Source organism: Streptomyces cavernicola (assembly GCF_029968035.1).
GTDB lineage: Bacteria > Actinomycetota > Actinomycetes > Streptomycetales > Streptomycetaceae > Streptomyces > Streptomyces cavernicola.
Genome location: NZ_JASCIQ010000014.1, coordinates 96446 through 113010 on the forward strand (window position 1 = coordinate 96446; position 16565 = coordinate 113010).

16 protein-coding genes and 1 pseudogene are annotated in these 16565 nt (G+C 71.2%); 11 read left to right on the plus strand and 6 right to left on the minus strand.

The window, feature by feature from the left end; all coding sequences use genetic code 11:
• Positions 1 to 150: 150 nt before the first annotated feature.
• Entirely contained in the window at positions 151 to 960 is an 810-nt protein-coding gene (locus QIS96_RS15390) for a metalloregulator ArsR/SmtB family transcription factor (protein ID WP_282543142.1), read from the minus strand.
• A 68-nt stretch (positions 961 to 1028) separates the two neighbouring features.
• Here QIS96_RS15390 and QIS96_RS15395 point away from each other — a divergent pair, with 68 nt between their 5' ends.
• The 3 genes from QIS96_RS15395 (at position 1029) to QIS96_RS15405 (ending at position 4096) form a co-directional block, all read left to right on the plus strand.
• Positions 1029 to 1928 carry an inositol monophosphatase family protein gene (locus QIS96_RS15395; RefSeq protein WP_282543143.1) on the plus strand — a complete coding sequence of 300 codons (900 nt, stop codon included), beginning with the start codon at positions 1029 to 1031 and terminating at the stop codon, positions 1926 to 1928.
• A gap of 519 nt (positions 1929 to 2447) precedes the next feature.
• Entirely contained in the window at positions 2448 to 3461 is a 1014-nt protein-coding gene (locus tag QIS96_RS15400) for a mechanosensitive ion channel family protein (protein ID WP_282543144.1), read from the plus strand.
• A 140-nt stretch (positions 3462 to 3601) separates the two neighbouring features.
• Positions 3602 to 4096, plus strand: coding sequence for a hypothetical protein (locus QIS96_RS15405; protein ID WP_282543145.1), 495 nt, complete (start codon positions 3602 to 3604; stop codon positions 4094 to 4096).
• 315 nt (positions 4097 to 4411) lie between these two features.
• Here QIS96_RS15405 and QIS96_RS15410 read toward each other — a convergent pair whose 3' ends face one another.
• Positions 4412 to 5038, minus strand: a complete 627-nt coding sequence (locus tag QIS96_RS15410; RefSeq protein ID WP_282543146.1) for a dihydrofolate reductase family protein — start codon at positions 5036 to 5038, stop codon at positions 4412 to 4414.
• A 239-nt stretch (positions 5039 to 5277) separates the two neighbouring features.
• Here QIS96_RS15410 and QIS96_RS15415 point away from each other — a divergent pair, with 239 nt between their 5' ends.
• Positions 5278 to 6405 (plus strand): sugar ABC transporter substrate-binding protein, encoded by a 1128-nt coding sequence (locus QIS96_RS15415; RefSeq protein WP_282543147.1) that lies wholly within the window; start codon positions 5278 to 5280, stop codon positions 6403 to 6405.
• A gap of 49 nt (positions 6406 to 6454) precedes the next feature.
• On the opposite strand, the gene QIS96_RS15420 is transcribed toward QIS96_RS15415, so the two are convergent.
• Positions 6455 to 7732, minus strand: a complete 1278-nt coding sequence (locus tag QIS96_RS15420; protein ID WP_282543148.1) for an erythromycin esterase family protein — start codon at positions 7730 to 7732, stop codon at positions 6455 to 6457.
• 70 nt (positions 7733 to 7802) lie between these two features.
• On the opposite strand from QIS96_RS15420, the gene QIS96_RS15425 reads away from it, so the two are divergent.
• Complete coding sequence (locus tag QIS96_RS15425; RefSeq protein WP_282543149.1) at positions 7803 to 8567, plus strand: TioE family transcriptional regulator; 765 nt, start codon at positions 7803 to 7805, stop codon at positions 8565 to 8567.
• A 356-nt stretch (positions 8568 to 8923) separates the two neighbouring features.
• Positions 8924 to 9943 carry an LmeA family phospholipid-binding protein gene (locus QIS96_RS15430; protein WP_282543150.1) on the plus strand — a complete coding sequence of 340 codons (1020 nt, stop codon included), beginning with the start codon at positions 8924 to 8926 and terminating at the stop codon, positions 9941 to 9943.
• A gap of 142 nt (positions 9944 to 10085) precedes the next feature.
• Here QIS96_RS15430 and QIS96_RS15435 read toward each other — a convergent pair whose 3' ends face one another.
• Together QIS96_RS15435 and QIS96_RS15440 are read right to left on the minus strand one after the other, a co-directional pair.
• Positions 10086 to 10634 (minus strand): TetR/AcrR family transcriptional regulator, encoded by a 549-nt coding sequence (locus tag QIS96_RS15435; RefSeq protein ID WP_282543151.1) that lies wholly within the window; start codon positions 10632 to 10634, stop codon positions 10086 to 10088.
• Positions 10635 to 10647: 13 nt separating this feature from the next.
• Positions 10648 to 11228, minus strand: a pseudogene (locus tag QIS96_RS15440) (sugar O-acetyltransferase).
• A 157-nt stretch (positions 11229 to 11385) separates the two neighbouring features.
• Between QIS96_RS15440 and QIS96_RS15445 the strand changes: the two are divergent.
• Both QIS96_RS15445 and QIS96_RS15450 read left to right on the plus strand, forming a co-directional pair.
• The gene (locus QIS96_RS15445) at positions 11386 to 12039 is read left to right on the plus strand and encodes an HdeD family acid-resistance protein (RefSeq protein ID WP_282543152.1); all 654 of its coding nucleotides are present in this window, start codon (positions 11386 to 11388) and stop codon (positions 12037 to 12039) included.
• A 233-nt stretch (positions 12040 to 12272) separates the two neighbouring features.
• Positions 12273 to 12866, plus strand: coding sequence for a 3'-5' exonuclease (locus QIS96_RS15450; RefSeq protein ID WP_282543153.1), 594 nt, complete (start codon positions 12273 to 12275; stop codon positions 12864 to 12866).
• A gap of 93 nt (positions 12867 to 12959) precedes the next feature.
• On the opposite strand, the gene QIS96_RS15455 is transcribed toward QIS96_RS15450, so the two are convergent.
• The gene (locus tag QIS96_RS15455; protein WP_282543154.1) at positions 12960 to 13418 is read right to left on the minus strand and encodes an Lrp/AsnC family transcriptional regulator; all 459 of its coding nucleotides are present in this window, start codon (positions 13416 to 13418) and stop codon (positions 12960 to 12962) included.
• Positions 13419 to 13480: 62 nt separating this feature from the next.
• On the opposite strand from QIS96_RS15455, the gene QIS96_RS15460 reads away from it, so the two are divergent.
• From QIS96_RS15460 to QIS96_RS15470, 3 genes are all read left to right on the plus strand, one after another.
• The gene (locus QIS96_RS15460) at positions 13481 to 14443 is read left to right on the plus strand and encodes an AzlC family ABC transporter permease (protein ID WP_282543155.1); all 963 of its coding nucleotides are present in this window, start codon (positions 13481 to 13483) and stop codon (positions 14441 to 14443) included.
• Positions 14436 to 14765: a branched-chain amino acid transporter permease gene (locus tag QIS96_RS15465; protein ID WP_282543156.1), complete on the plus strand. Its 330-nt coding sequence runs from the start codon at positions 14436 to 14438 to the stop codon at positions 14763 to 14765. The genes QIS96_RS15460 and QIS96_RS15465 overlap by 8 nt, the downstream gene beginning before the upstream one ends.
• 87 nt (positions 14766 to 14852) lie before the next feature.
• A complete protein-coding gene (locus QIS96_RS15470) occupies positions 14853 to 16394 on the plus strand; it encodes a hypothetical protein (RefSeq protein WP_282543157.1) in 1542 nt (513 codons plus the stop codon).
• Positions 16395 to 16565: the final 171 nt, after the last annotated feature.

Sequence of the window (16565 nt, forward strand, 5' to 3'; positions counted from 1 at the left end):
TGACGATGCGGCGGCCGTGCTGCCGGGGCTCCTGGGACTGCTCGGGCTGCTGGGACTGCTGGGGCTGCTGGGACTGCTGTGTGGTCTCGCGTGACATTCCGTGCTCCCTGGGTCGTCGAGTTGTCGAGTTGTCGAGTCGTAGGCAGTGCTTCAGTCGAGGTTGCTCGCGAGCTTGTCGAGGCTCTGGCCGAAACCGAGTTCGATGCCGGCGACGAAGTCCGCGGAGTCGACCGCGCTGTCGGTGATGCGGTAGCGGACGTCGAGGTCGGTGCCCGCGTCCGTGGGCGTGAGGGCGAGGTCGACGTGGGCGGTGAAGGCGGTGCCGCCGTCGGGCAGGTGCGGGGAGAGCCGGTAGGCGAGGCGCTCGCCGGGGCGGGCCTCCTCGACGGCCCCCTCACCGCGTCCGGCGACCGCGTCGGTGCCGTCGGCGTCCTCCACGTCCCGGTACTCCAGGACGACCCGCCCGCCCGGCCGCGCCTCGAAGACCAGCTCGGACACCTTCAGGTCGGCCGGCGTCCACCAGCGGCGGAGCAGCTCGGGCTCGGTCAGGTGGCGCCAGACCAGCTCGGGGCTCGCGGCGAGGGACCGGTGGAAGTCGAAGGTCCGGCCGTCCGCCCAGCCCTGCCGCTCGGCCGCGCTGCGTTCCGCGGCGACGCTGCGCCCGTGGCGCTCGTACGTCTCGTGCGCCCCGCCCTCCCGCTCCACGGTGTCCGCCAGGCCGGCGAGGGCGGTCGCCAGCTCCCGCAGCGGCGTGGGCCGGAGGGTGTAGATACGGCGCTGCCCGATGCGCTCGGCGGTGACGAAGCCGGCCCGCTCCAGGGTCTGGAGGTGCTTGGTGGTCTGCGGCTGCCGCGCTTCGGCGAGCTGGGCGAGGACCCCGACGGAGCGGGGCTTCTCGGCCAGCAGACACACGAGCCGCCAGCGCACGGGGTCGGCCAGGGCCGAGAGGAGTGCGTCCATGGATACGAGTATTCCCGCCTGAGAATATTCCTGTCAAGGAATATTCGGCCCCCGCTACGCTGCCGCACGTGATCAACTCGACTGCGGGCCTTGCCGGTTCAGACGATGCAGAGGTGGCGGCGGCCGCGGCGCGCGCCGGCGCGGAGGCCGTGAAGGCCCGGTACGGGAAGCCGCTCGACCGCATCGACAAGGGCGCCGGGGACTTCGCGACCGACGCCGACCTCGCCGCCGAGGAGGCGATCCGCGCCGTCCTGCGCGCCGCGCGCCCCGACGACGCCGTGCTCGGCGAGGAGGGCGGGCGGCGGGGCGCGGCCGACGCTGCGCGCGAGTGGCTGGTGGACCCCTTGTGCGGCACCCTCAACTACGCGGTCGGCGGGATGCTGGTCGCCGTCAACGTGGCCCTGCGCGACGGACCGGCCGCGGTGGCCGATCCGTTCAGCGGCGAGGTGTTCTGCACGGACGGTGCGGCAGCCTGGGTTCGGCGCGACGGAGGCGACACACGGCTGACGCCCACGGCGGGCACGCGTTTGGTGGACGTGAACCTGGATCCGCCGTTCCCGAGCGCGCCCGGATTCCGGGCGGTCGACCTGCTCGCCCACCCCGGGTTCGCGGAACGGTTCCGGCCGCGGGTCGTGTCCACGTCGCTCGCCCTCGCCTGGGTCGCGGCCGGGAAGCGGGCCGCGTACGTCACCGATGGCCGTGACCTGGGCGGGAGCGTGCATTTCGCGGCCGGAACAGCGCTGTGCCGGGCCGCGGGCTGCGTCGTCACCGCCCTCGACGGCTCCCCCGTCCACGGCTCCTCGCTCCACGAATCCCACGTCACCGATTCCCCCAGCTCCGGCTCCCCCGCCGGCCGGGCGGGCAACGGGCTCGTGGCCGCCGCGGACGCCGAGACGCATGGGCTGCTGCTCTCGATGATCCGCGAGGGGCGGAGAGACGGACGCTCCTGGCTCGGTGGCAGGCGGTGACGGGCGCTCCTGGCGCGGTGACAGTCGGGCGTCCAGGAAGGCGCGTTGCCGGAGCCCGGGGCGGGTGGGCTGTGAGGCAGCACGGAAGTCGACATCCCGCGCCCGGAGTCGACGGTCCATGTCGTGCGCGTTCGACCGGAAGATCCGTACGTCGGCGCTCGCCCGAACTGGCAGCGAGGGTGGGTGAGTTGGACCCGGTACTCCTGGTGGGCGCGAGGCAGTATCCGTACCTATTGGTCGATGCGTACGGACCGGTGGACTGACTGTTCGTCAAGCGGCAGTCGAAGCGCGCGGCGCGATCGACGTGACCGAGGTGACAGGGGCGGCCGAGGTGCCCGCTGACCTGCGGCGGGCGGGTGCGTGAGGTGTTCACCTCGTCCGTACGCCCTCTTCACAGTTTTGACCTCGGCGGAGCGGCGTAAATAGGTTCGATCCCCTAGCACTGCCTGAGCACCACCTGAGCACCACATCCCCTACTCCCCCACACCCCCGCACCCCTCGATCGAACGGAGCTACCCCGTGTCATCCGTCGACGCGTCCGCGTCGTACCTCCTGAGCAGCAGCGTCACCCCGGACCTCGCCGCCCCGGCCTGGCTGAAGGACAACCTCGGCACGCTCGTGGGTGTTCCGCTGCGCATCCTCCTGATCGTCCTCGGGGCGATGGTGGTACGCGCACTCGCCAAGCGGGCCATCACCCGCGTCGTGGAGCGCGTGCTCCAGGCCAACGGCGAGGGCGACGGTCCCCGCCGGTCCACCCGCGGCCCCGCGGTGCTGCAGCGTGACACGTCCCGCGCGGACGAGCGCCGCGAGCAGCGCGCCCGCACGATCGGCTCGGTGCTCAGCAGCATCGTGACCATCGTCGTCGCCGTCATGGCCCTGGCCATGGTCCTCGACCAGATCGGCATCGCCCTCGGCCCGCTGCTCGCCAGCGCCGGTGTGGTCGGTCTGGCGATCGGCTTCGGCGCGCAGAGCCTCGTCGCGGACTACCTGGCCGGCATGCTCATCATGGTCGAGGACCAGTACGGCGTCGGCGACTCGGTCGACCTGGGCGAGGCCGTCGGCGAGGTCGAGTCCGTCGGCCTGCGCCTCACCCTGGTCCGCGACCTCAACGGCGGCCTGTGGCACATCCGCAACGGCGAGATCATGCGCGTCCGCAACGACAGCCAGGAGTGGGCCCGCGCGGTCCTCGACGTGTCCGTGGCCTACGACTCCAACCTGGAGAAGGTCTTCCAGGTCCTGGAGGAGACCGGCCTCGCGCTGCGCGAGGACAAGGAGTACGAGGGCGTGCTGCTCGAGGACCCGTCGGTGTGGGGCGTGCAGTCCCTCAACCCCGACGGTGTCGTCGTGCGCCTCGTCGTGAAGACCGCGCCGCTCAAGCAGTGGGCCGTCACACGTGAGCTGCGCCGCCGCGTCAAGGGCGCCCTGGACGAGGCCGGCATCGAGATGCCGTTCCCGCAGCGCACGGTCTGGGTGCGCGGTGGCGGCGGCGACGAGGCCGAGGGCGAGCGGCCCTCGATCCCGCACTCCCGCTGAGCCTCCGGCCCCCTGCCGTCCCCGTCGACGGCTGCGGCTGACCCGCTCTCCCGGTCCCGGCTTCCCTGCCCGCCCTCGTACGACGGCGGAAGGGGGGAGCCGGGACCGGCTCTGTTGTGGGGGTACGTAGGCTCCACCGCATGACCGCCGACCACAGCCCCCGCCCCCGCCCCGACGCCGCGCCGCTCACGCGCGACGCGTTCCGGCGTCTGCACCCCATCAGTGAGCCCAGGCCGCTGCCGGTCCCGCCCGAGCGGGTATGGACCGACACGGAGTGGGACCGCATCCGACGCGGCTACCACGCCTGGTCGATGGACGAGAAGTGGAACGTCTTCGCCGAGGGCCACACCCTCTTCCTGCACCGGAGCACGACCGGCCGCGGCATGTACGAGGCGACCTTCGCGCCCGTGCCCGAGGGTGGCCTGCGGATCGCCTCCGCCCTGGTCGAGGGCGACCCGAAGCGCTACAGGTCGATGGGCGACGCGTACGACCGTCTGATGCTGGAGCTCGTCGTCAGTGCGATCGTCCTGGGCGAGCCCGCCACCGAACTCCGCGCCCAGCTGAAGGAGTTGAGCCGACCCGGCGCGGCGGCAGCCTTCGAGCACAGCGCGCTGGGGCTGCGCTCGAAGACCTAGGCCGTGTCCGGAAAGTCCCGCCTGCCCCGCGACGCCTGGCACGCGCCCCCAAGCTCTCGGCTCCGCTCGAGCAGGGAGGTGCCCCCTTCGCCGCACCGGGCAAACGCCCAAGTGCATCCAGTACGAGGGCGTGTACCCGGCACGCCGAGAGCACGCTCCCCCAAGCTCTCGGCTCCGCTCGAGCAGGGGGGACCCCCATGACGCCGCAGGGCCCGCCCTCCGGGCGGACGACGGGACTTTACGGACACGACCTAGGACCTGTCGTTCGGATCTCGCCGGGGGCGCCGGCCCTGGCACGCGCGTGCCCCGCCTCCCTCAGGCGTTACCCGTGGCCTTCGGCCGGTAGCGCAGCAGTACGTTGCCCGAGCGGAACGCGGTCACGGCACCGGCCTCCAAGTCGACGCGGTCCTTGAGCCCCGCGTACAGGCTCCGGCCCTCGCCGAGGAGGACGGGGTGGACCAGGATCCGCAGCTCGTCCACCAGGCCCTGCTCGAGGAGGCTCGCGGTGAGGCCCGAGCTGCCGAAGACCGCGACGTCGCCTTCGGGTGTCTCGGCGCGCAGCCGGGCCACCTCGGCGGGCAGGTCGGCGCCGTCGACGGTGCGGCTGCCCTGCCAGGGCGGGACGGTCGTACGGCTCGTCACCACCGTCTTGGGCACCGCGTTCATGAACGCCGTCACCTCGGGCATCCGCGCGGCCGCCTCCTGCGACGTCCAGACCTCCGCGAAGTGCTCGTACGTGCGCCTGCCGAGGAGCAGGGCGCCCACCTCGCGGGTCTGGCGCAGGTTCCAGTCGAAGAACTCCTCGTCGTACAGGCCCCAGCCCAGCTCGCCGCCCGGCCCCTCGTGATAGCCGTCGAGCGAGCAGAACTGGAACGCGAACACCCGCTGCCCTGTGTGCGCGGCCTGCGGCTCCCGGCGCGGCGGTGTCGTGGGGTGGGTCATCTGGTCTCCTTCGGCTCGTGCGTGCGTACTCATGCTTGCTGAGCTTTCCCGGACGGGGCCGTACCACGGGCGCCCGTCCGAGGGTGGACTGCCGCAGGAGGCGTAACTCATCGGCGGGGAACACCGAGCAGCCTCGGGCCGGTTGCGGTGTGGCTTCAGCTCTTGACTCGGGTGGGGCGACCGAGTTTGCTGCCCTCCATTCGGCCGCACCGTCGCGGCCTGGTCAGGGAGGCGCCTACATGAACCCGCGCATGCGATGCACCGCCGCAACCTGCATCGCATCCGTCCAGCTGGTCACGCTCACGGCCTGCGGGAGCCTGCTGCCCGGCGGCGAGAGCCCCAGCAGCCCGGCCGCACGCAAGGGCGACGACGTGACGATCGGACTGCTGCTCCCGGAGAAGGACACGGCCCGCTACGAGAAGTTCGACCGGCCGATCATCGAGCAGCAGGTCAAAGAGCTCACCGGCGGCCAGGGCCGGGTCGTGTACGCCAACGCCGACCAGGACGCGAAGCGGCAGAGCAGTCAGATGCGTTCGATGGTCGACGACAAGGTGGACACGATCCTCGTGGACCCGGTCGACGCCCACGCCATCGCCCCTTCCGTACGGGCCGCCAAGGCCGCGGGTGTGCACGTCATCGCGTACGACCGCCTGGCGGAGGGCCCGATCGACGCGTACATCGGCTTCGACAACGAGCTGGTCGGCGAGGTGCAGGGGAAGGCGATCCTGGACGCGCTCGGCGACGACGCGACGAAGAAGAGCAAGGTCGTGATGGTGAACGGCTCACCGACCGACCCGAACAGCGCGCAGTACAAGGAGGGCGCGCGCAGCCGCCTCGCGCTCACCGTGACGATCGCCAAGTCGTACGCCACCGCGGGCTGGAAGCCGGAGAACGCCAAGGCCCACATGGAGCGGGCGATCTCCGACCTCGGCGTCGAGAACATCGCGGCGGTCTACTCCGCGAACGACGGCATGGCCGGCGGCATCGTCCAGGCCTTGAAGGAGGCGGGCGTCACGGAACTTCCTCCGGTGACCGGCCAGGACGCCGAACTCGCCGCCGTACGACGGATTTTGACGGGCGATCAGTACATGAGCGTGTACAAGCCCTATACGGAGGAGGCCGCGACCGCGGCCGAGATGGCGGTGCGGATCTCGCAGGGGCGCAACATCGAGTTCGAGGCGATGACCGCCGACCGCGTGGACAGCCCGACCGCCAAGGACGTGCGTGCCCACACGGTGGTGGTGGAGCCGATGACCCGCAAGAACATCGAGAGCACCGTCGTCAAGGACGGCATCTTCAAGGTGTCGGACATCTGCACACCGAAGTACGCGGTCGCGTGCGCGGAGGCGGGGCTGACGGAGGACTGATCGCGCCCCCTCTCTGGCTCTGCCCCCTCTGCCCCGGCGCCGCACTGCGTCAGCTCTCGGGGATGTCTCTGACGAACACGACGCCGTCGATGCTCTCCAAGTGGCCCGGGTCCAGCGGTGCGTAGCCGAACCACGGGGAGACCCGGGGCCGGGGGCGGTCGTCCCCGAGGGCGGCGGCCAGGCGTGCGGCGTCGACGAGGCACGGCTTCTCGAAGCGGCCGTAGAGCCGCCCTTCGAGGGTGTCCGGGGACGGGGCGTCCACACCTTGGTGCCTGATGGTGCCGAGGGCCGTGGCCAGGAAGGCGTACTCCTCGCCGAGCCGCTCGCTGACCAGGGCGCCGGCGCTCCACCACTCCACCGACGGCTGCTCCCACATGCGCATCGAGCTCTTCTCCCGCTGGAGATGGGAGTTGTGGGCGTGGGCGAGGACCGGTCCGCGCGCGGCGAGTGCGAGGAGGTTGTCGGCCATCATCTGGTCCCGCACACCGATGAGCCGGGACATACGGGAGGGTGAGGCGTCGGCCATCCAGTGGTGGTAGCGCAGCAGGCCCACGGCGGTACGCGCGTGCAGGCGCGCCCGGTCGTACGCGTCCCGCCCTGCCGTCGCCGTCAGATGGGGAGCCTGGGCTTGGAGCAGGGCCGCCAAGTCGTCTGCGTACGCCCGGAGTTGGCGGACGTCGGCCGACTGTCCGGCGGAGCGCGCCGGGTCTGTCATGGCGGCGGGCTCGGCCCAGCGGTCGTCGGCGTCGAGGAGGCGGTCGAGGGTGTCCGCGGTGCACGGCAGGAGGTTCTCGTCCAGGTGTGCCGCGAGGTGGCCGTGGAGTGCGGTGAGGGGGCGGCGGGGGCTCTCGGCGTGGGTGATCTCCAGCGGGCCGTCGAAGCCGGCGAAGCGGAGCCGGTCGGCGTCGGGCCGGCCCTCGCTGTCCGCGCGGTCGTTGTACTCCCGCATCCAGCGCACCAGTGCGCGGTTGGCGGCGGAGGCGCCCCAGCCGTGGCTGAAGCCGCGCGCCATCACGTCGTCGAGGTCGCCCGCGCCGGAGGCGACGTAGGCGTCCACGAGCAGGCCCGCCATGCAGTCGGTCTCCAGCGTGATCGTCCGGTAGCCCTCTTCCGCCACCAGCTGCTTGAAGAGGTCGTTGCGGAGGTCCAGGAGGGTGTCCGCGCCGTGGGTCGGCTCGCCGAGCCCGAGGATCCGGGGGCGGTTCGGGAGCAGCGCCAGGACGGAGGCGGCGTCGAGTCGCCTGGGGTCGATGGGGTCGAATTGCTTGTCGTCGAGTTGCTTGTCGTCGAGTTGCTTGTCGTCGAATTCCTTGCGGTCGATTGCCATGCCTTCGACGCTATCGTTGAACCTTCGGTGGAAACTTTTCTGTGATGTCACACGTGGGGACAGCTGAAGCATGGCGGACAAGCCTCAAACGCGGGTGCGGCTCCGGCCCGTCGATCTGGCGCGTGGGCACGGTCTGTCCACGCAGGCGGTGCGGAACTACGAGGAGTCGGGCATCCTCCCGGCCGCGGACCGCACGGCCTCCGGCTACCGCGCGTACACCCCGCTGCACGCGAGTGCCCTGCGCGCGTTCCTCGCGCTGCTGCCCGGCCACGGTCACGCCACGGCCTCGGCGATCATGCGGGCGGTGAACGAGGACGCCGACGACGAGGCGTACCGCCTGATCGACGAGAGCCACTCCCAACTCCTGGGCGACCGGGGTACGTTGCGGGCGGTGGCGGAAGCCCTGCGCGACCTGAGGCCCACGGAAACCGACGGCGAGAAGAGCGACACCGCATCCGGGTCCTCCTCCGGGGCCGCCTTCATCGGCCCGTTGGCGCACCAGCTCGGCGTCCGGCCCGCGACGCTTCGGAAGTGGGAGCGCGCCGGGCTGATCCAGCCGGGCCGCGACCCGCGAACCGGGTACCGCGTCTACGACGAGGCCGCCGTGCGCGACGCGCGCCTCGCGCATCAACTCCGGCGCGGCGGCTACCTGTTGGAGCAGATCGCCCCGCTGATCGAGCAGGTGCGGGCGGCCGGCGGGGTCGGGCCGCTCGAAGGCGCGCTGTCCGACTGGCGCGCCAGACTGTCCGCCCGCGGCCGGGCGATGCTCACGGGCGCCGCCGAGTTGGACGCGTACGTGCGCGAGCGCGACCGGGAACGGGAGGGCGGGGGCTAGGTCGTGTCCGTAAAGTCCCGTCGTCCGCCCGGAGGGCGGGCCCTGCGGCGTCTGGTGCGCGCTCTCGGCGTGCCGGGTACACGCCCTCGTACTGGATGCACTTGGGCGTTTGCCCGGTGCGGCGAAGGGGGCACCTCCCTGCTCGAGCGAAGCCGAGAGCTTGGGGGCGCGTGCCAGGCGTCGCGGGGCAGGCGGGACTTTCCGGACACGGCCTAGGGCGACCGCCGCGTTTGAACGGGACGGCCGCCCTGTGATCGCATGTGGCGGTGACAGTGAACGGACAAGGAAAGCCCGACGACGCCGCCAGGACACGGATGCCTGGGGCCCGCACTTCGAAGGAGGGCGCCGGTACCGACATGCCGGACACCTCCTGGGCCGACGACGACCAGTGGGCGGACGCGGACAACGGCGAGGAGAAGGACGGGGACGCGGCGCAGGGCAAGGGGCAGCGGAAGCCCAAGCGTGCCGCGCGCAGGATCCGCAAGACGGTCGTGACGCTCGTCGTGCTGCTCGCGTTCCTCGCGCTCGGGGACCGCTGGGCGGTGCTCTACGCGGAGAACCTCGCGGCGCACGAGGTGCAGAAGGCCCTGAAGCTGCGGGCCGAGCCCGAGGTGCACATCGACAGCTTCCCGTTCCTCGCGCAGGTGGCGATGGGCGACCTGGACCACGTCGAGGTCAATGTTCCCGATGTGGCCGCGGGCCCGGTGTCGGTGGCGCAGGTGAAGGTCGGCGTGGACGACATCCGGCTCGTCGGCAGCCTGCCCAGCTCGGTGAAGGGCGCCGTGCTCGGCCGGGTGCGCGGTGAGGTGTTCCTGGAGTTCGCCGACCTGAACCGTGAAGTGGGCGCTTCCCAGGTCAAGTTGGAGCCGGGCAAGCAGCGGAACACGGTGCTCGCGCACGGCGACATGCCGGTGGCCGGCAAGCAGGTCAAGGTACGGGCCGACGCCGAGGTGCAGCGCACCGGCGACCACGGCGTGCGGATGAAGGTCGAGAACGCCCGGCTCGTCGTGCCGGGCCTGCTGACGTACACCCCCGGCAAGGGCGGCGGCCTGCAGCTGGCGGCGCCCGCGGCGGGCAAGGTGGACGCGGGCGAGCTGCAGCAGGCGACGGGGCAGCGGACGCGCCCCGACCAGCTCCTGAAGGGCCGCGCCCTGGACGCGCTCGTCGCGCACCCGTCGCTCCTGAAGCCCACGGGCATCGACCCGTCGCTGATCGCGGGCCTGCAGAAGGTCCAGGAGCCGAAGGTCGCGGAGGCCATGGAGTTCTCGGCCCAGCTGCCCGACGACATGCCGGTCGACCTGCGCCTCGAGGATCTGTCCATCACCAAGGACGGCGTGCTCGCGCAGCTGGCGGGCGACGAGGTCGAGGTGGGCTAGCCCGCACCACGACGCGTGCGGCGCGCGCATACGGCTGCGCATACGAAGGTTCATGCCCGTGGGGCGCGGTGTCAGGTCCGCGCCCCACGGGCCGTTTTCATGGGCCGTTCTCATGGGCCGCTTTGCGGGGGGGGGCGGCCGGTCAGCTGTCCGCTGTGGTGATGCGGTGGATCGCGCGGCGGGTCAGGGCGCGGTCGTGCGGAGCCGGGTCGAGGGCGCGGTGCAGGGTCAACCCCTCGATCAGCGCGTCGAGTTGGCGTGCCGTGTCCGGGTCGAAGTGCCGCTCCAGGTGTTGCCGGCTGCGGCGCATCCAGGCCTGGGTGAGCTCCCGGTACTCGGGGCGGCGCGCGGCCAGGGTGTAGAGCTCCTGGGTGAGGACCAGGTCGCGGCGGGACCCTTCGGACAGCGCGTGCACGAGGTCCGTGACGGCCTCGCAGGCCTCGTCGGGCGTGCCGGCGCGGTCGAGGTGCTCCGCGAAGACGGTCACGATGTGGTCCGCGAAGCCGGTGAAGGCCTCGCGCAGCAGCTCGTCGATGCCGGAGAAGTGGTACGTCATCGAGCCGAGGGGCACCCCGGCGCGGGTGGCGATCTTGCGGTGCGAGACGCCCGCGACGCCTTCCTCGGCGATGTGGTCGAGGGTGGCGGCGAGGATGCGTGCGCGCCGCTGCGGGTCCGTGTGTCCGGTGGCCATGGTCGCCGCCTCCTCAGACGCCGCGGATCGGCCGGGCCGGGTTGCCCACGGCGACGACGTCGGCGGGGATGTCCTTGGTGACCACCGCTCCGGTGCCGATCACGCTGTTTTCGCCGATGGTCACGCCGGGCAGACGATGGCCCCGCCGCCGAGCCAGACGTTGTTCCCGACGGTGATGGGGAGCGCCGCCTCCAGCTTGTCGCGCCTGGCCTCGGGCTCCACCGGGTGGGTGGGGGTGAGGAGTTGGACGTTCGGGCCGATCTGGCAGTCCTCGCCGATGGTGATCGCGGCGACGTCCAGGGCGGTCAGGCAGTAGTTGACGAAGGTGCGCGCGCCGATGGTGATGTTGCTGCCGTAGTCGACGTGGAGCGGCGGGCGCAGATCGACGTCCTCGCCGACCTCCGCGAGCAGTTCCTCCAGTACGGGCCCGGCCTTGGCCCGGTCCTCCAGGTACAGCTCCTGGTACTGGGCGGCCAGGCGCATGGCGCGCTGCTGGCGTCGGCCGATCTCCGGGTCGTCGGCGATGTAGAGGTCGCCCGCGAGCATCCGCTCCAGGTTGGTCCTGGGGTCGTCGGCAAAGTGATCCTTCGACATGGGGCGACCGTACACCCGAGAAGGTACGACCGTACACTCACTGTCGTACGCGTCCCGTTCGGCTCGTGACTCATAACCCGTACGCGTAACCCGTACGCGTAACCCGTACAGCCCAAGCCCGGTCGCGACGGGTCTGCGGCTGAACGAACAGTCGAACATGACTGAAGCTCCGCACCAATCGCAGGCTCCTCAGGCGCCAGACCCGACGCAGCGGCACCGCGAGGGGCGGCGGTCGCCGCCGCCGGGGCCGCTCGGCGTGTTCGGCCTCCTCGCCAAGTCGGCCTGGCAGGCCGTGCTGCTCGCCGGTCTGGCCTCGCTGACCCTGGGCGTCCTCGTCCTGGTGTGGCCCGGCGCTTCGCTATTGGCGGCCGGGGTCTTCTTCGGCCTGTATCTCGTGGTGAGCGGCGTCTTCCAACTGGTGTCGGCGTTCGGTTCGCATGTGTCCGTGGCGATGCGGGTGCTTGCGTTCATCAGCGGCGCCGTGTCGGTGCTCCTCGGCCTGTTCTGCTTCCGGGGGCCGATGCAGTCGCTGCTGCTGCTCGCGCTGTGGATCGGCATCGGCTGGCTGTTCCGCGGCATCACGCAGACCGTCGTGGCGCTCTCCGAGCCGGGCATGCCGGCGCGCGGCTGGCAGGTGTTCCTCGGCGTCGTCAGCGCGCTCGCGGGTGTGGTCCTGATCGTGTCGCCGTTCGAGTCGGTCGCGGTGCTCACACTGTGGGGCGGGGTGTGGCTGGTGGTGATGGGCGTGGTCGAGATCGTCACGGCGTTCCAGGTCCGCTCCCGCGCGAAGCGGATTCCCGAGGGGGTGTAGAGGGCGTGTAGGGGTCGCGATTCCCCGGGGCCGGGCGTGAAGTCCCGTTGCTTCACCGGCTGTTGGCCGCCTTTTCCGGTACGCGCCCGGGGACGGCGGCCTTTCCGTACGACCTTCGTCCTGGTGACGGTGGATGCACGGCGTGCGGCGACGGACCGTGCTTCCCTGGAACGGACGATGTCCACCGCCGACGCGACCGACGCCGCCGCGCAGATTCAAGGAGCATGGAGACTGTGACGACGTTCGTACTGTTCGACCTGGAGTTCACTTCATGGCCCGGCGCGCTGGAGGGGGACTGGCAGGAACCCGGCCAGTTGCGGGAGATCGTGCAGATCGGCGCGCTGCGCCTGGACGATCGGTACGCCGTGGTCGAGGAGTACGAGACGCTCGTCCGCCCCGTGACCAACCCCCGGCTCTCCCCCTACTTCACCGAACTCACCGGAATCCAGCAGGAGAAGGTGGACCGCGAGGGCGTCGCTCCGGCGCGTGCGCTCAGCGATCTCCTCGGCTTCTGCCAGGACCAGTCCGTGCTGTCGTACGGCAATGACATGGTGGTGCTCGGCGAGAACGTCGGCTGGGCGCGGGCCCGCGGCGAGGAGCTGCAGCACAGCTGGCTCGCGGCGCGATTCCTGAACGTACGGCCGTGGTTGAACCATGTCGCCCCCACGACGGCCACCGCGAACGTGGGGCGCCTGTGGCGGGTGCTCGGCCTGCCGCGGCCCGGCTCGGGGCAGGAACATTCGGCGCTCTTCGACTGCCACTCCCTGGCGGCCGCACTGCGGCACCTGCGCTCCACGGGCGCGACGTTGCCGGACGGCTTCCTCTAGCCGCCGAAGGGGCCGAGTCGCAGCCCGTACTGCATGTCGCAGGGCCGCCGGTGGATCGGCATGACTGTCGGCGGCGGGCTGAGCGGACCGGCCTCAAGGACCGCCCTTGATCCGCTTCATCGTCAGGTGGGACACCACCCGCAGTACGCACGCCTGGGCGCTCAACTTGTCGGTGAGGAAGACCTCGTAGGCCGCGTGGTCGGCGACCGCCACGCGGATGAAGTAGTCGGGGCGGCCGAACATGCGGCGGAACTCCACGACTTCCTCGAAGGACGTCACCGTCTCCTCGAACTCCAGGAACGTCTTGCGGTCGTTCGCGCTGACCTCGACGTCGATGAGCACTTCGAGTCCGCGGCCGAGCGCCCCGGGGTCGATCACGGCCCGGTACCCGGAGATGGCTCCGCTCTCCTCCAGGCGCTTCACCCGGCGCAGGCAGGGCGGCGGGGTCAGCCCGACCCGCTTGGCCAGTTCGACGTTGGTCAGCCGACCGTCCTGGCTCAGCTGAAACAAGATTTCACTGTCGATCTCATCCACATGCACTTCATTGCCCATACAGAGATCATACGGCCATTATCAGCAACCAAATTAGGTCGAATCTTTTCTAAAATTGCGGCATGCCCATACGTACACCGGTCGTCGGTGCTCCTGACCGACCCGTCGACCCGCTGCCGGTCGCCACGATTCCGGCCCCCGTCGCGCCCCCGCGGGCCGTCACGCCGCCGGCGCTCTCCGCGCTCAAGGACTCCGCCACCGTGGGCCTGGCCCTGGTGCCGCTCGGGCTCGCCTTCGGCGTCCTCGTGACGCAGGCCGACCTGGCCTGGTGGTGGGCGACGGCGTTCAGCGCGTTCATCTACGCCGGCTCGTTCGAGTTTCTGCTCATCGGGCTCGTCGTGGCAGTCGCGCCGCTGGGGACCGTGGCCCTGTCCGCGTTCCTGGTCAACATCCGGCACGTCTTCTACGCGCTGTCCTTCCCCTTGCACCGCGTACAGGGCAGGACGGCCAAGGCGTACAGCACGTTCGCCCTCACCGACGAGGCGTTCGCGCTCGCCACCGGTGCACGGGCCCGCGCCTGGCCGGGGCGGCGCATCGTGTTCCTGCAGCTGTACATGCACCTGTACTGGGTGGGCGGCGCGACCCTCGGCGGGCTGCTCGGCTCGCTGGTGCCCGAGGGGGTCACGGGGCTCGACTTCGCCCTCACCGCGCTGTTCACCGTTCTCGCCCTCGACGCGATCCGGGACCGGCTCCACGATCTGCCCACACCCGCGCTCGCCCTGCTCAGTGCGGTGATCGCCCGGGTGCTCACCCCCTCCCAGATGATGCTGGCCGCCTGCTCCCTGTTCGCCGTCGCGCTGGTGGTACGGCACTTCGCGAGCCGGCACTTCGCCAAGCGGCAGCCTGATGACCGGCTTTCGGCCGACCGTCGCCCCGCGGACCTGATACCGGCCGACGAAATGCCCGCGGCCCTGGTCCCCGCCGACGAACGTCCTGCGGACCTCATCCCCGCCGACGACAGTCCGGCTGACCGGCGCTCCGTTGAGCGGCGCCCCGTTGACCGCGCAAGGAACCCTCATGCCTGACACGCCCTACCTGCTGGCCGCCGTCGCGGTCTCCGCCGCCGTCACGTGGGCCCTGCGCGCCCTGCCGTTCGCCGCCCTCGCGCCGCTGCGGGCGAGCAGCACCGTGCAATACCTGAGCACCCGGATGCCGGCGGGGATCATGGTGATCCTGCTCGTGTACTGCCTGCGCGATCTGCTCCTGACCGAGACCCGCGCCCTGGCCCCGGTCATCGCCCTCGCCGTGACGGTCGGACTGCACCTGTGGCGGCGCAACGCGCTCCTGAGCATCCTCGGCGGCACCGCCGTGCATGTGGCGCTCGCCAGCCTGGTGTTCACCGCCTGAGCCCGCCCCTCGCCGCGAACTCTCCTCTACGCGACGGACGTTCACGCTCCCGGCTGCGTTGTCAGTGGTCGCGCCTAGGGTGAATGCATGACCGGTGAGACGCGTGTGGACATGCCCGAAGAGGCCCTGGATCCGGAGCAGTTGCTGCGGCAGTGGGCCGGCGATCTGCCGTATCGGCTGCTGCTCCTGGACAAGGTGCTGCTGCCCGACGAGCAGTTCGACTTCACTCCGGCCTCTCTGGACACCCTGGAGGAAGAGCTGTCGGCGCGCTTCCGGCCGTCTGCCTTGGCCTCGCTGTCCGCGGAGGACCGGGCCCACTGGACGGAGTCGGCCGCGGCCTATCTGGGCGAGGTGCTCCTCGGCGTCGCGGGCGGGGCCTGGGGGTGGAACACGCGGCCCGTGGACGGCGCTCCGGGGCAGCCCGTGGTGTGCCCTGACGCCGAGTTGGGGCTCTCACCCATCGCGCCCAAACTGCTCATCGCGCATGCCCTGCGGTCCGGTTCCGGCCGGGCGTTCGGCGAGGAGGTGGCCCGGCTGCGGCAGGCGGTGGCCGCCCTGGAGGCCGAGGTGCCGGGCTGGTCCCCGGTCAAGGCGCACACCCCGCAGGTCGACCCGGTGCCGCCGCTCCCCGAGGACCCCTCCCTGGCGCGCTGGACGGCCGAGCGCAGAGAGGCCCTGTCGGAGTGGGCGAAGGACGCGTTCGGCGGCGCGTGGCGGTGGAACTTCCACCCCGAGACTTTGGACTGGCTGGAGACGGTCGTACGTCAACGCTTCGCCACCGTCGAGGAGTTCGACGCCGCGCGGGGCGAGCCGTTCCTGCAGGGCGCCTGCTGGTATCTGGGCGAGGTGATCCGCCGCAACAAGGGCGCGATGTGGCAGTACGTCGCGTACGACGAGTCCGCCGAGCCGGGTTCCCTCGGCTCGCGGGAGCACCGCTGGACCGGGGTGCCGTTCGTCGACCAGCCGGGCAAACGCCTTCCCGGCGCGGCACATCCGCTGGGCTGCCTGCGCGAGCTGGTCGAGGCCGAACCGGGCGGCGAGGTCGAGCCGCTGAGGCAGGTGCTGTGGTGGTTCAGGCCGTGCACGTACGCGTACGTGGGCGCGGTCCTCGAGGACATCGGCATGGTGCCTGCGACCCGGGTCGCCGAGGTGCTCCAGGACTTCGAGGAGTGGGCCCACGACCCGATGGACAACCCCTCCTGGGTCTACGGCGCGCTGGAGTCGTTCGGGGTGGCGGTCTCGGCGCACGGCGACGACGTCGACGACCTGGAGGAGAGCTACGAAGGCATCCTGGAGCGGGCGGCCGCGCTCACCGAAGGCGCGGTCACGATCACCGACGTGCGGCTGGTGGGCAACGACGAGGACGAGGAGGACGAGGCCCTGGAGTTCCGGCGCAACGGCGTCCTGGTCCGTGAGTCCGTGGACCACATGTCGGACGAGTACCTCGACCACCTCGCCGTCCCGGAGATAGTCGGCCACGTCGACCCGGAGCGGGAGGCCTTGCGGCGCAAGTTCCGCCTGGGCGACTTCGTCCGCTTGCGGGACTCGAACCACGACACGTACATGGTGTTCGCGAGCGACGAGCAGGCCGCGCAGCTGGAGAAGGTTCTCGGGGTGGAGCTCCACTGACCCGAACGCTCCCGGTTCCGCCCGCCCCCGGTCCCGAGCACCCCGCTCGACACCTTCACTCAACCATTCAGCCCAACTGAAAATAGCGTTCGGAAACTTTCGATGGACCTACCTGCTCACGATCTGTGAAAGTCGTATCACCGCGACAGCGACCAGCGCGCGCACCGCACG

Coding starts and splice junctions, on each gene's coding strand:
- QIS96_RS15420 (WP_282543148.1), bottom strand. CDS start 7,732: ATGGCAATCGACCGCAAGGAATTCGACGACAAGCAACTCGACGACAAG.
- QIS96_RS15470 (WP_282543157.1), top strand. CDS start 14,853: ATGACCGGTGAGACGCGTGTGGACATGCCCGAAGAGGCCCTGGATCCG.
- QIS96_RS15415 (WP_282543147.1), top strand. CDS start 5,278: ATGAACCCGCGCATGCGATGCACCGCCGCAACCTGCATCGCATCCGTC.
- QIS96_RS15460 (WP_282543155.1), top strand. CDS start 13,481: ATGCCCATACGTACACCGGTCGTCGGTGCTCCTGACCGACCCGTCGAC.
- QIS96_RS15435 (WP_282543151.1), bottom strand. CDS start 10,634: ATGGCCACCGGACACACGGACCCGCAGCGGCGCGCACGCATCCTCGCC.
- QIS96_RS15425 (WP_282543149.1), top strand. CDS start 7,803: ATGGCGGACAAGCCTCAAACGCGGGTGCGGCTCCGGCCCGTCGATCTG.
- QIS96_RS15465 (WP_282543156.1), top strand. CDS start 14,436: ATGCCTGACACGCCCTACCTGCTGGCCGCCGTCGCGGTCTCCGCCGCC.
- QIS96_RS15445 (WP_282543152.1), top strand. CDS start 11,386: ATGACTGAAGCTCCGCACCAATCGCAGGCTCCTCAGGCGCCAGACCCG.
- QIS96_RS15455 (WP_282543154.1), bottom strand. CDS start 13,418: ATGGGCAATGAAGTGCATGTGGATGAGATCGACAGTGAAATCTTGTTT.
- QIS96_RS15430 (WP_282543150.1), top strand. CDS start 8,924: ATGCCGGACACCTCCTGGGCCGACGACGACCAGTGGGCGGACGCGGAC.
- QIS96_RS15405 (WP_282543145.1), top strand. CDS start 3,602: ATGACCGCCGACCACAGCCCCCGCCCCCGCCCCGACGCCGCGCCGCTC.
- QIS96_RS15410 (WP_282543146.1), bottom strand. CDS start 5,038: ATGACCCACCCCACGACACCGCCGCGCCGGGAGCCGCAGGCCGCGCAC.
- QIS96_RS15390 (WP_282543142.1), bottom strand. CDS start 960: ATGGACGCACTCCTCTCGGCCCTGGCCGACCCCGTGCGCTGGCGGCTC.